Below are 11,903 nucleotides of genomic sequence, written 5' to 3' on the forward strand. Positions count from 1 at the left end.
AAAGGCCCCTCAGTCCCATTCCAGGCCGCCGCGCCGCCATACGTACGCGTACGCGACGAAGACGGTGAGCACGAAGAGCAACATCTCCACGAGCCCGAAAACACCCAGGGCGTCGAAGGTGACGGCCCAGGGGTAGAGGAAGACGATCTCGATGTCGAAGACGATGAAGAGCATCGCCGTCAGGTAGTACTTGATGGGGAAGCGCCCGCCGCCGGCCGGCGTGGGGGTCGGCTCGATACCGCACTCGTAGGCCTCGAGCTTGGCGCGGTTGTACCGCTTCGGCCCGATCAACGTGGCCATGACCACGGAGAAGATCGCAAAGCCTGCCCCGAGGGCTCCCAGTACGAGGATGGGCGCATACGCGTTCACCGCTCCTCGCTCCTCTCAGTCGGCACTGACTGCTGGCGATGACGTCGGACTGAGCAGCCCCGCAAGGTCGGCGAACCCCGCCCGTCCCGGCGAAGATCGCGAACATGTGAAGCAGGTCACAAGCCCAACTGCCTCGCATCTTATGCCCGCCGCTCTGTGATCTGCGACACGGGGTATTACACAAGCTTTGTGATCTCCACCACCTGACGAAGGATCATGAAGTCATATCGACGGTGATCTTCATACGTGAAGCGTCAGAGTGATCACAAGAAGTGACATTTGCGCTCGTCACCACAGGAATCGCGGGTCGTCTCCATATCAAGAAGCTTCCCTTGCATGCAAATTGGCGATGGACGCAGGGCCCTGATAGAGGCACGCATTCACACATCAGAGGGAGACGGAGCCGCGGTGTGGACGCGTGTACGCGTTCACAAGCGGAGGCGGAGGCGCCGGACGCGCGAGACGCGGCCGCACCGGTGACCGTTCCGTGACCTCCGCCACATCCGTGAGGGGCGCCTAAGAGCGGGGCTTGGCCAACGGTCTCAAGCGGTGGTAGGTGGCGGGCAATCCGGGCGTAACGACGAAAGTCCATGATCACAGGCTTGATCACCCGCGTCCGCAATGTCCGTTACGGCGTCAATAAAGAACCCGGGTCAGGGAATTTGGGGCGCCCATTGAACAACTGTGGCGCAGCACACGTTTCTTGAAGGTATGGAGGAGCCCCTGATACCGGTTGTACCCATGTCCCTCACCGCTCACATACGCAGCCACCGGAAACCCCGCCGCAGCGCGTCGACGATCGCGATGCGGGCCGGAGTCGCCAGTGGTGTCCTCGGCACGCTGGCCGTCGCCACAGCAGCTGGCTCGGCCAACGCCGCCGAGCCGGTGACGCAGACGCTCGAACTGCCCGTCCTCACCGGCGACCTGGCTGCCCAGGTCGCGCAGTCCGCTCAGGCCACGCAGCAGGCCGCAGCGAACTACCAGCTTCAGGCCGAGCGCGACGCGGCCGCCACCGCAGCCGCCAAGGAGGCCAAGAAGGACCTCGCCGAGGCCAAGGCCGAGGCGAAGAAGAAGGCGGAGGCCGCCCGCAAGGCCGCCGCCGAGCGAGCCACGCGCGCCGCCGAGCGGACCACGCTCATCTCGACGTCGAGCAGCAGCAGCTCCGACAGCACGAGCAGCTCCACGGCGACCGGTTCGGCCGCGGCCGTCATCGCCTTCGTGAAGGCGCAGATCGGCGACGCCTACGTCTCCGGCGGCACCGGCCCGAACTCGTGGGACTGCTCGGGTCTCATGCAGACCGCCTTCAAGCAGGTCGGCGTCGACCTGCCGCGCGTCTCCCAGGACCAGTCGACCTTCGGCACCCAGGTGTCGCTGGACAACCTGCTGCCGGGCGACATCCTCTACTGGGGAAGCGCGGGCAGCGCGTACCACGTGGCGGTGTACGTCGGCGACGGCATGTTCGTCGGCGCGCAGAACCCGTCCACCGGTGTGGCCGAGAAGCCGATGTCCTACGACCCGCCGACCGGCGCGGTACGGGTGCTCTGACACCCTCGGGCGCCCCCTCCTGAGGGCACCTCACGCACGCAAGGGCCGCAGCCGCTCGGGGGCAGCGGCCCTTCGGGCACTCCCGGCTCGCCCGGCGGACACCCGCGGTCCCGCGAGCCGCTCTTCCGACGCGCACGGGCTCAGCGGCCGCCTCCAGAACGCGCGCGGGGGCATCCAGTTGCCACCAGAACGCGCGTAGAGGCCTTCAGCTGCCTCCAGGACGCGCGTCGAGGCTCCCGCCGTCTCCCCCGTCTCCCGGACGCGCGTAGAGGCCCCGGGCCGTCTCCCTGGCGTCCAGGGCGCGTCGGCCGGCTTCGTGGTGCGCACGGGCGCTCCGGTCGGACCCTATTGGCCGTGCGCGGCGCCCTTCGTGGTGTCGGCGGGCCGGCGGGAAGAGGTCTTCGCGCCGGTCCGCCGGTCCGCCGGTGCCCCGGTTCCGGAGGGGCCCAGCCGTGGTCAGGCCTTCGGGGCCACCTTGCTCAGGCCGTTGATGATGCGGTCCATCGCGTCGCCGCCCGTGGGGTCCGTCAGGTTGGCGAGCATCTTCAGGGTGAACTTCATCAGCAGGGGGTGGGTCAGACCGCGCTGGGTCGCGATCTTCATGACCTTCGGGTTGCCGATGAGCTTCACGAAGGCGCGGCCCAGTGAGTAGTACCCGCCGTAGGTGTCCGCGAGGACCTGCGGATAGCGCTGAAGAGCCAGTTCGCGCTGGGCGGGGGTGGCGCGGGCGTGGGCCTGCACGATGACGTCGGCGACGATCTGACCGGACTCCATGGCGTAGGCGATGCCCTCGCCGTTGAAGGGGTTCACCAGGCCGCCGGCGTCGCCGACCAGCAGCAGACCCTTGGTGTAGTGGGGCTTGCGGTTGAAGGCCATGGGGAGGGCGGCGCCCCGGATCGGGCCGGTCATGTTTTCGGGGGTGTAACCCCAGTCCTCCGGCATGGACGCGCACCAGGCCTTGAGGACCTCGCGCCAGTCGAGCTCCTTGAAGGAGTTGGAGGTGTTGAGCACACCCAGGCCGACGTTCGAGGTTCCGTCGCCCATGCCGAAGATCCAGCCGTAGCCGGGCAGCAGACGGTCCTCACCCGGGCCCCGGCGGTCCCACAGTTCCAGCCAGGACTCCAGGTAGTCGTCCTCGTGGCGCGGGGAGGTGAAGTAGGTGCGGACCGCGACGCCCATCGGGCGGTCCTCGCGACGGTGCAGGCCCATCGCCAGCGAGATCCGGCTGGAGTTGCCGTCGGCGGCCACCACGAGCGGGGCGCGGAAGACGACTTCGCGTTTCTCCTCGCCGAGCTTGGCGTGCACACCGGTGATGCGGCCGGTGCGGTCGTCGACGATCGGGGCGCCGACGTTGCAGCGCTCGTAGAGGCGGGCGCCGGCCTTCTGGGCCTGGCGGGCGAGCTGTTCGTCGAAGTCGTCCCGCTTGCGGACGAGTCCGTAGTCGGGGAAGGAGGCGAGATCCGGCCAGTCCAGCTGGAGGCGGACCCCGCCGCCGATGATGCGCAGGCCCTTGTTGCGCAGCCAGCCGGCCTCCTCGGAGATGTCGATGCCCATGGCCACGAGCTGTTTGGTGGCTCGCGGGGTGAGGCCGTCGCCGCACACTTTCTCGCGCGGGAACTCGGTCTTCTCCAGGAGGAGTACGTCGAGTCCGGCCTTGGCGAGGTAGTACGCGGTCGTGGAGCCGCTCGGCCCCGCGCCGACGACGATCACATCGGCGGTGCTTTCGGAGAGGAGCTCGTTCACGACGGTCACGGCGGGATCTCCCCAAGTTCGGAATCTTCGTGCCGACCGGCACTGGACATGGGCAGTCTATTCAGCAGAATTGATCACCCGGCTGAAGGGCTGCCCCGTGAACCGAGCTCTCCCCGTAGTACGGCTGCGTGTCCCCACGGACGAGGACGCGCTCAGCTGGCACCGGGTCTTCGACGACCCGGACGTGATGGAGTTCCACGGCGGCAGGTCCGCGGAGCTGTCCGCCTACGAGGAACTCACCGCCCGCCAGCGCCGGCACGACGCCGAGCGCGGCTTCTGTCTGTGGACGATGTTGGACCGGGACGACCGGGTCATCGGGTTCACGGGCGCCCAGCCGTGGCCGCAGCAGTGGGGCCCCGAGGGCGAGATCGAGATCGGATGGCGGCTCGGGCGGGAGCACTGGGGGCAGGGATACGCCACGGCGGCCGCGCAGATGACGCTGGAGCGGGTGCGGGCGGCCGGGGTGCCGGGGGTGGTGGCCATGGTCGACGCGCGCAACGCGCGGTCCATCGCCGTCACGGAGCGGCTGGGCATGCGGCTCGCGGAGGTCTTCACGGTGCCGGAGTCGCAGCGGGAGGGGCGCTGCTACCGCCTCGCCTGGTGACCCCCGGCACCCCACCCGTCAGTGACTCTCTGTAGTCGTTGGCTACAGAAAGACACTCGGCCCTTCCGGACGGCACCTCCGGGCGGTTACCCTTCCAGTACCGCTGGGGGTGACATTTGTGCTCATACCACCCAAACCATCCGACGTGCGCGTACCGAGACTCGTCGGTCTGATGGCCGTGGACGCGCGCGAGGCGGCCGCGGCGCAAGGCGTGCTGCTGGCCGCACCGGACCGGCCCGAGTTCCACCGCGCGGTCGTGGACTACGTCGTACGGCAGTACCCGCCACCCGGTGTCGAGATACCGCGCGGCGCCGTCGTCACCGTCTGGTTCGAATTCGGCGAAGGAGAGGGCGGCGGAGGCGCGGGCGTGCGTGAGCCTCGGGTGCCCAGACCGGGCGGGGGCGGGTTGCAGCGCGAGCTGGACCGGTCCGGACATCCCTTCGAGGCGATCACCAGATGACGGGCAGGGCGGCCGACGCCCGGCCCGAGCCGCACCGAGGCTCAAGAGAGGTGGGCCTCAGGCCTCCTTGAAGCCCCGGTGCAGGGTCACCACGCCGCCCGTCAGGTTGCGCCAGGCGACCTTCGACCAGCCAGCCTTGCGCAGGTGCTCGGCGAGGGCGGGCTGGTCCGGCCAGGCGCGGATGGACTCGGCGAGGTAGACGTAGGCGTCCGGGTTGGAGGACACCGCGCGGGCGACCGGGGGCAGCGCGCGCATCAGGTACTCGGTGTAGACGGTGCGGAAAGGCGCCCAGGTCGGGTGCGAGAACTCGCAGATCACGACGCGTCCGCCGGGCCGGGTCACCCGGTACATCTCGCGCAGGGCCGCGTCGAAGTCCTGCACGTTGCGCAGGCCGAAGGAGATGGTGACGGCGTCGAAGACGTCGTCCTTGAAGGGCAGTCGCGTGGCGTCCCCGGCGGTGAACGGCAGCCAGGTGTGGTTCCTCTTCCCGACCTGGAGCATGCCGAGGGAGAAGTCGCACGGGACGACATAGGCGCCGGTCCGCGCGAAGGGGAGAGAGGACGTCGCCGTACCCGCGGCGAGGTCCAGGACCTTCTGGGCGGGGCGGGCGTCGACCGCCTTCGCGACCTCCTTGCGCCACCTCCGGTCCTGGCCGAGCGACAGGACGTCGTTGGTCAGGTCGTACCGTTCCGCCACGCGGTCGAACATCGAGGCGACTTCGTGGGGCTGCTTGTTCAGGGAAGCACGGGTCACCCGCCCATTGTGGCAGCCCCCTCCTCACCGGCTCACGGCAGGAGCCTCGGCTTCTTCCGTGCCGCGACGTCCTCGACCCACCCGCAGAGCAGCACGAACAGGGCGATCAGCAGCCAGCCCACGCCGAACATGAACCACTGGCTCTCCAGCGGCAGGTACTTCTCGAACGCGGGGACGTCCCAGAACCGGTCGATCAGCGGCACGGCCAGGATCAGGGCTATCTCGTGCCAGAGGTAGATCGTCACCGCGCGCGCGTTGAAGACGGTGACGATCCGGTTCGTGCGCCGGAAGCGGGTGAGCCAGGCGAAGTCGATCCCGAAGTACGCCTTCGCCCACATCAGCAGCATGACGAAGCCCGCCGACCAGAACGCCTGCGCGAGGGGGTCCTCGTCGAGGTCGTAGGTGCCGAACTCGGCCTGGTGCGTGAGGGCGTACCAGCCGCCGAACCCGATCGCCGCGAACGACATCACGACCACCAGGGCCGGCTTCATGCGCTGGAGGACACCGTCGCGGTGCGCGAAGCCGAGCATCCAGCAGAAGAGGTACGTCGACAGGTCCCACATCGCGGTGCCCACGCGGTTGTCCGGGCCCGCCCATACGAAGGTCAGCACCAGGATCGGCGCGAGGGAGAGCGCCAGCACGGGCACCGGGGCCAGCCGGAACAGGCGCAGCAGGAGCGGGGAGAGCAGGACGAACCAGAGGTACGTCCGCAGGTACCAGAGGATCTCCCAGGCCTGCTGGCCCCAGGCGTTGCCCGGCGGGTCGCCCAGCGGCACGACCCAGTAGACGATCTCCCAGCCCGGCATCCAGTCATGGATCAGCATCGCCAGGACGACGAAGACGCCCCAGAACCAGAAGGGGGGAAGGAGCCGGCGGAAGCGGCTCTTCACCACCTTCAGCGCCGGACGCTCCAGGGACTTCGCCATCAGGGTGCCGGCCAGGCCGAACATGATCCCCATGGAGGGGAAGACCATGCCCGCCCAGGCCCAGCCGAAGGTGTGGTAGGCGACGACACGGATGAGGGCGAGGGCGCGGAGCGTGTCGAAGTAGCGGTCGCGTGGGGGAGCAGCGGGCTTGGACGGGCGCGGGGGCTCCTCCGTCACCTCCTCGGTGACGGAAGCCCGGGCCTCGGGCTCCCGGACGGCTTCCGGGTCCTGCTCCGGGCCCGGGTCCGTACCCGAGCCCGGGTCCGTACCCGCGTCCACCGCCGGCAGGGGCGCCGTCTGCTCGACGGCGACACCCTGCCCGTACTCCGCGCTCTGCGCGTACTCGGCGTACTCGGCGTACTCCTGCGGATACGGCTGCTGCGGATACGGCTGTTGCCCGTACTGCTGCGGGTACGGCTGCTGCCCGTACCCGTCGTATCCGTGCGGGTACGACGGGTACGACGGGTACGACGACGACTGCCCGGGCTCGTAGCCGTGCCCCTGCCCAGGGCCCTGACCGTGGCCGTGGCCCTGGCCGTGGCCCTGGCCGTGGCCCTGGCCCTGGCCGTGGCCCTGGCCGTGGCCCTGGCCGTGGCCCTGGCCGAAGCCCTGCTGCTCCCAGCTCATCAGCTCACCCCGGCGGGGGTGCCGACCTCGCCGGTGCGCTTCAGCTTCTGCCAGCGCAGGCGGCCGCCGGTGAGGGCGGTGATGCAGGAGTGGATGAGGACGAGGTACATCATCTGGCGGTAGGCCAGTTGCTGGAGCGGCATCATCAGCAGGTAGCGGTACTTCTCACGGTCCAGGCGGAACGCGTAGGCCGCGCAGCCCAGTTGGACGCCGAGGACCGCAAGCCAGGCCAGCAGGGCCGCCTGGAAGTCGACGAAGATCATCGAATAGATCGTGAACACGTCGATGAGCGGGGCGAAGACCGGCGTGATGATCTGGAAGAGGACCACGAGCGGCATGCCCACCCGGCCGAAGCGACCCGAAGGGCCCTTGTCGGTCAGGGACTTGCGGTGCTTCCACAGGGCCTGCATGGTGCCGTAGGACCAGCGGTAGCGCTGGGACCACAGCTGCTTCAGGGAGCCGGGCGCCTCCGTCCAGGCCTTGGCGTGCTCCTGGTAGACGACCTGCCAGCCCCCGCGGTGCATGGCGATGGTGATGTCGGTGTCCTCGGCGAGGGTGTCCTCGCTCATGCCGCCGACCTCGAGCACGGCCTCGCGGCGGAACGCGCCGATCGCGCCGGGGATGGTCGGCATGCAGCGCAGCAGGTCGTACATGCGGCGGTCGAGGTTGAAGCCCATCACGTACTCGATGTGCTGCCAGGCGCCGATGATCGTGTCGCGGTTGCCGACCTTGGCGTTGCCGGCGACCGCGCCGACGTTCGGGTCGGCGAAGGGCTGCACCAGGTGGAACACGGCGTCCGGCTCGAAGACGGTGTCGCCGTCCATCATCACGACGATGTCGTAACTGGCGCTGCGGACACCGTTGTTGAGGGCGGCCGGCTTGCCCGCGTTCTCCTGCCGGATGACGCGGACGTTCGTCATGCCGAGGGCCCTCGCCGCCTCGCGCGAGATCTCGGACGTGTCGTCGTCCGAACCGTCGTCCACGATGATGATCTCGATCGGATGGGTGCTCTTCGCCAGCGACTTCAGGGTGTTGGCGATGCACTCCTTCTCGTTGTACGCCGGGACGATCACGCTGACCGGCCGGGTGACGGTCGGCCCCCAGCTGAAGCGGCGCTTGTTGCGCTTTCTGTAGTGCCGGCGGGCCAGGATCAGCATCATCCCGAACCGGCCCATGACCGCCACGCCGACGATCATCAACCCCACCGACAGCGTCGGGACGGTCCACTCGGCGAGGGTGACCGCCGCGATCAGGGCCTTGCCCTCGTAGAGGGTCACGCCGGTGGCCTCGCGGTGGGCCGCCTGGAGGCGGTTGATGGTTCCACCGGTGCCGCCATTGCCGGCGGCCGTGCCGGTGCCGGTGCCGGTGCCGTTGGCCTCGCCGTTCGTCAGGTTGCCGGGCTGTTCGCCGGTCGCCGCGCCGGCTCCCGCCGTAGCCGTTCCGGCCGTCCCGGCCGCCGCCGTGGCTCCTGCGGTCGGCTGCTGGCCGGTCGCCTGCCGTGCCGCGGCGTTCTGCTCCTGCGTGACGCCGCTGATGGTGGTGAAGGTGTAGCCCGCGGCCTTCATCTTCTTGATGTACTCCGGCAGCGCCTTGATCGTCTGCGAGCGCTCGCCGCCCGCGTCGTGGAAGAGCACCGACGCGCCCTCGCCGTCCTCCGGCGTGGCCCCCTCGATGATCTTCGAAACGCCCGGCCTCTTCCAGTCGTCGCTGTCCGTGTCGACGAAGACGCTGGTGTAACCGTCCTCGCCGAGCTCCTTGTAGACGGGCCAGCTGTAGTTGTCGATGGCGTCCGTCTCGGAGGAGTACGGGGCGCGGAAGAGCGTCGTCGTGATGCCGGCCGCGCCCGCGAGGGCGAGCTGGGTCTGCTCCATCTCGCGGTCGACGCGGGCCTCGGACTGGTAGGAGAGGTCGACGTGGGTGAAGGTGTGGATGCCCACCTCGTTGCCCTCCTCGACCATGTCCTTCACGATGCTCGGATAGCGCGAGACCATCGAGCCCACCAGGAAGAACGTGCCGGGCACGTCGTATTCCTCGAGGATCTTCAGCACCTGGGGCGTCCAGGTCGGGTTCGGGCCGTCGTCGAAGGTCAGCGCGATGGTCTTGTCCGGCACCGAGAGGGTGGTGGCCTGGCCGCCCTGGAAGGTCAGGATCGGACCGCCGTCGAGGACCTTCTCGGGCACCTTGCTGGCGCTGGCCCCGGTGCGCACCCGCTGGTCCCCGCCGACCTCGGCGCGCAGATAGCCGTCGAGGAGCATCACGCTGGTCAGCGCGAGCAGAAGCAGCAGGGCGAGGATGACACGCGGTTTCTGGAGCGCCGCGGCCTTGCCCGCCGCCCGCGAGATGCGGGTCGGGGCACGACGGCGGCCGCGCGAGGAAGTGGTGGTCATGGGAGTGCCTGGACTCCGGTCAGTTGGCGGCCGCGGAGGCGGTCGCGGTCGGGGTGGAGCTCGGCGGCTCACCGGTGGCGACACCTGAGGGCGGAGTGCCGGTGGGCCTCGACGGCGGGGTGCCGACACCGCCCTGCGGCTGGAAGCCGCCGGGGCCGGCGTCCTGGGAACCGCGCGGGCCTCCGTTGCCGAACGGCAGCAGGGAGGACGGGGCCAGGGAGGTGCCCCAGCCCATGAAGGCGGCGCCGAGGACGACGGCGTACACAAGACAGCCGACCCCCATGAGGAGACCGATCCGGCGCAGCAGCTTGGACCTGCGTCCGGAGTTGTCAACGAACACGGGCCCCTCGGCGGAGGCGTCGTCACGTTTGCGGCCGCGACGGCTGCCGCGGGCGGCGGCACGGCTTTCGATGGCAGGCTCGGATTGCATTCCACGGATATTAGAGAGCCTTTATGTGGCACAAACTCTGCGTCACTTGTGAGAGACCCATGAGAAACAGGTGAACCTGTCACTTCCCTGAGAGATCCCCGAATCCCCTGCGCGAACCCTGCCCACCATGGGAGGGTTGATTGTCCCTTTTGGGCAGGTGGATATCACCTTTTGCGCGGTTACCTCCATGAACTGTCTGTGTATCCACTGTTCCCGCGCGATCCGCCCACTTGTGAGACATTTCCATTGAGGAAACGCGCTTTGTTTCCATGCTGAGACAGAAATCACGAGAGCGGGTGCATACGCAATGAGGAGTTTCCTGATGCCGATGGCCGGGGTCGCCTCCCTGTTTGCCTTGGCCGTTACAGGATGCTCCGCGGGGTCCGACAGCACGTCGGACGCGGCGCCACCCGCGGAGAGCGAACAGGCGAACAGTCCCTCCCCATCGAGCAGCGCCACATCGTCCAGTACCGGCACCTCCTACGCGCCCTATGTGAGCGCGGTGGAGGCGAACGACAACGACTCGGCCGGCTCGCCGACGACGTACAACCTGGCGTTCGTCATCTCCAGCGGCAGCGGCTGTACGCCGAAGTGGAACGGTACGAACGCCATCGGCGACTCCGCCGTGAAGTCCCGCATCTCGGCGCTGACCGCGTCGGGCGCCACGGCGCGCGTCTCCTTCGGCGGGGCCTCCGGCAAGGAGTTGGCGGCCACCTGTGACAGCGCGTCCGAACTCGCGGAGGCGTACGGCGAGGCGCTGGACGCGGCCGGCTCCACCCAGGCCGACTTCGACATCGAGGGCGACGAACTGACCGACTCCGACTCGGTCGCCCTGCGTTCCCAGGCGATCGCGGCCCTCCAGGAGGAGCGCCCGGACCTCGAGGTGTCCTTCACCCTCCCGGTGATGCCCTCCGGGCTGGACGCCGACAGCCTGGCGCTGCTGGCGTCGGCGAACAAGTACGACGTCCAGGTCTCCACCGTCAACCTCATGACGATGAACTACGGCGAGTCGTACGCCGGTGACATGGGCGGGTACGCGATCACGTCGGCGACGGCCGCGCAGGCACAGCTCAAGGAGGCCTTCGGGACGACGGACGCCGACGCGTGGAAGGGGATGGCGCTCACCTCGATGATCGGCACCAACGACGTCGCCAACGAGACGTTCTCGCTCTCGGACGCGGCACAGGTGCGGACGTTCGCCGAGGAGAAGGGCATCTCCTGGGTGTCCATGTGGTCGACGTTCCGCGACCAGCAGTGCGAGGACGGCTCCGCCACGGATGACGCGTTGACCAACTGCAGTGGCGTCGACCAGAGTTCAGGGGCGTTCGCCGAGGCGTTCTCGGAGTAGGACCCGGAGTTGGACCCGGCGTTGGACTCGGCGTTGGACTCGGAGCAGGACTCGGAAGGGTCGGTGGCACAGCCTCGCGCCCCTGGGGGGCGGCTCACCGACGGCGGTGCACCAGGCGGCCCTCGATCACCGTCGCCACGCAGGTCGCGGCTCCCAGGTCGGCCAGGGCCGCCTCGTCGGGCACGTCGAAGACGGCGAAGCGGGCGGCGGAGCCGCGTTCCCTGGGCGGGGCGAACTCCACCGGCAGGCCGCAGGCGTACGGATCCAGCGAGGGCACACCGCCGGGGCTTCCGAGCCGGCCCACCACCGCCAGGCCGGAGCGGGCCACCGCGTCCCGCACCGCGCGTCGGCGCAGTTCCTCGCAGGCCACCGCGACCGTGCCGTGGGCCAGCATGCGCTGCACCCCGCGCCGGGCGCTCGCGCCCCAGCGGGCGTCGTCCGGGGCCAGCGCCGTGAGCGCGTCCCCGGTCAGCGGCCCGGTGCCCAGCTCGTCGGCCTCGCGCGGGTCGGGGTGGTAGGCCCCCTCCAGCAACTCCGTGCCGTGCGGATTGACGAGACCGGGCGTCAGGATGCCGGGCCACCGGCGCACCCGCGCCGACGGATACGCGGCGACGAGCTGCTCCAGCGGGCCGGCCTCGGCGATCCGGGCGCCCTCGACGGCGAGGGCCCGGCCCCTGGAGTCGGCGTGAATCGTCTGCAAGA

General features: G+C 69.3%; 11 protein-coding genes. 4 read left to right on the forward strand and 7 right to left on the reverse strand.

What is annotated here, in order from left to right; all coding sequences use genetic code 11:
• Positions 1 to 9: 9 nt before the first annotated feature.
• Positions 10 to 369, reverse strand: a complete 360-nt coding sequence (locus ACIRPU_RS31465; protein WP_007383963.1) for an NADH-quinone oxidoreductase subunit A — start codon at positions 367 to 369, stop codon at positions 10 to 12.
• 741 nt (positions 370 to 1,110) lie between these two features.
• Between ACIRPU_RS31465 and ACIRPU_RS31470 the strand changes: the two genes are divergently transcribed.
• Positions 1,111 to 1,914, forward strand: a complete 804-nt coding sequence (locus ACIRPU_RS31470) for a C40 family peptidase (protein WP_403873274.1) — start codon at positions 1,111 to 1,113, stop codon at positions 1,912 to 1,914.
• Positions 1,915 to 2,370: 456 nt separating this feature from the next.
• Here ACIRPU_RS31470 and ACIRPU_RS31475 read toward each other — a convergent pair whose 3' ends face one another.
• Positions 2,371 to 3,666, reverse strand: a complete 1,296-nt coding sequence (locus ACIRPU_RS31475) for a geranylgeranyl reductase family protein (protein ID WP_403873277.1) — start codon at positions 3,664 to 3,666, stop codon at positions 2,371 to 2,373.
• Between the two features lie 97 nt (positions 3,667 to 3,763).
• Here ACIRPU_RS31475 and ACIRPU_RS31480 point away from each other — a divergent pair, with 97 nt between their 5' ends.
• Positions 3,764 to 4,270: a GNAT family N-acetyltransferase gene (locus ACIRPU_RS31480; protein ID WP_355704858.1), complete on the forward strand. Its 507-nt coding sequence runs from the start codon at positions 3,764 to 3,766 to the stop codon at positions 4,268 to 4,270.
• Between the two features lie 145 nt (positions 4,271 to 4,415).
• Positions 4,416 to 4,730 (forward strand): PASTA domain-containing protein, encoded by a 315-nt coding sequence (locus tag ACIRPU_RS31485; RefSeq protein WP_403873280.1) that lies wholly within the window; start codon positions 4,416 to 4,418, stop codon positions 4,728 to 4,730.
• 57 nt (positions 4,731 to 4,787) lie between these two features.
• Here the strand turns inward: ACIRPU_RS31485 and ACIRPU_RS31490 are convergent, their stop codons facing one another.
• The 4 genes from ACIRPU_RS31490 to ACIRPU_RS31505 are packed head-to-tail and all read right to left on the reverse strand — an operon-like array spanning position 4,788 to position 9,853.
• Positions 4,788 to 5,483, reverse strand: coding sequence for a demethylmenaquinone methyltransferase (locus ACIRPU_RS31490; RefSeq protein WP_057602793.1), 696 nt, complete (start codon positions 5,481 to 5,483; stop codon positions 4,788 to 4,790).
• Positions 5,484 to 5,515: 32 nt separating this feature from the next.
• Positions 5,516 to 7,036 carry an acyltransferase family protein gene (locus ACIRPU_RS31495; protein WP_403873284.1) on the reverse strand — a complete coding sequence of 507 codons (1,521 nt, stop codon included), beginning with the start codon at positions 7,034 to 7,036 and terminating at the stop codon, positions 5,516 to 5,518.
• On the reverse strand, positions 7,036 to 9,423 hold the full coding sequence (locus ACIRPU_RS31500) for a bifunctional polysaccharide deacetylase/glycosyltransferase family 2 protein (RefSeq protein WP_403873287.1): 2,388 nt from the start codon (positions 9,421 to 9,423) through the stop codon (positions 7,036 to 7,038). Before ACIRPU_RS31500 ends, ACIRPU_RS31495 begins: the two co-directional genes overlap by 1 nt.
• Positions 9,424 to 9,442: 19 nt before the next feature.
• Positions 9,443 to 9,853: a hypothetical protein gene (locus ACIRPU_RS31505; protein WP_403873290.1), complete on the reverse strand. Its 411-nt coding sequence runs from the start codon at positions 9,851 to 9,853 to the stop codon at positions 9,443 to 9,445.
• A 307-nt stretch (positions 9,854 to 10,160) separates the two neighbouring features.
• On the opposite strand from ACIRPU_RS31505, the gene ACIRPU_RS31510 reads away from it, so the two are divergent.
• A complete protein-coding gene (locus ACIRPU_RS31510; protein WP_403873293.1) occupies positions 10,161 to 11,201 on the forward strand; it encodes a chitinase in 1,041 nt (346 codons plus the stop codon).
• 94 nt (positions 11,202 to 11,295) lie between these two features.
• Here the strand turns inward: ACIRPU_RS31510 and ACIRPU_RS31515 are convergent, their stop codons facing one another.
• The gene (locus tag ACIRPU_RS31515) at positions 11,296 to 11,901 is read right to left on the reverse strand and encodes an imidazolonepropionase-like domain-containing protein (protein WP_403873295.1); all 606 of its coding nucleotides are present in this window, start codon (positions 11,899 to 11,901) and stop codon (positions 11,296 to 11,298) included.
• Positions 11,902 to 11,903 lie beyond the last annotated feature (2 nt).

The sequence above is a fragment of the Streptomyces sp. NPDC102259 genome, from assembly GCF_044766465.1.
In the GTDB taxonomy this organism is placed as follows: domain Bacteria; phylum Actinomycetota; class Actinomycetes; order Streptomycetales; family Streptomycetaceae; genus Streptomyces.

What these genes read in the sequence shown, in the direction of transcription:
- ACIRPU_RS31505 (WP_403873290.1), bottom strand. Translation starts at nt 9,853, where the DNA reads ATGCAATCCGAGCCTGCCATCGAAAGCCGTGCCGCCGCCCGCGGCAGC.
- ACIRPU_RS31470 (WP_403873274.1), top strand. Translation starts at nt 1,111, where the DNA reads ATGTCCCTCACCGCTCACATACGCAGCCACCGGAAACCCCGCCGCAGC.
- ACIRPU_RS31500 (WP_403873287.1), bottom strand. Translation starts at nt 9,423, where the DNA reads ATGACCACCACTTCCTCGCGCGGCCGCCGTCGTGCCCCGACCCGCATC.
- ACIRPU_RS31495 (WP_403873284.1), bottom strand. Translation starts at nt 7,036, where the DNA reads ATGAGCTGGGAGCAGCAGGGCTTCGGCCAGGGCCACGGCCAGGGCCAC.
- ACIRPU_RS31510 (WP_403873293.1), top strand. Translation starts at nt 10,161, where the DNA reads ATGAGGAGTTTCCTGATGCCGATGGCCGGGGTCGCCTCCCTGTTTGCC.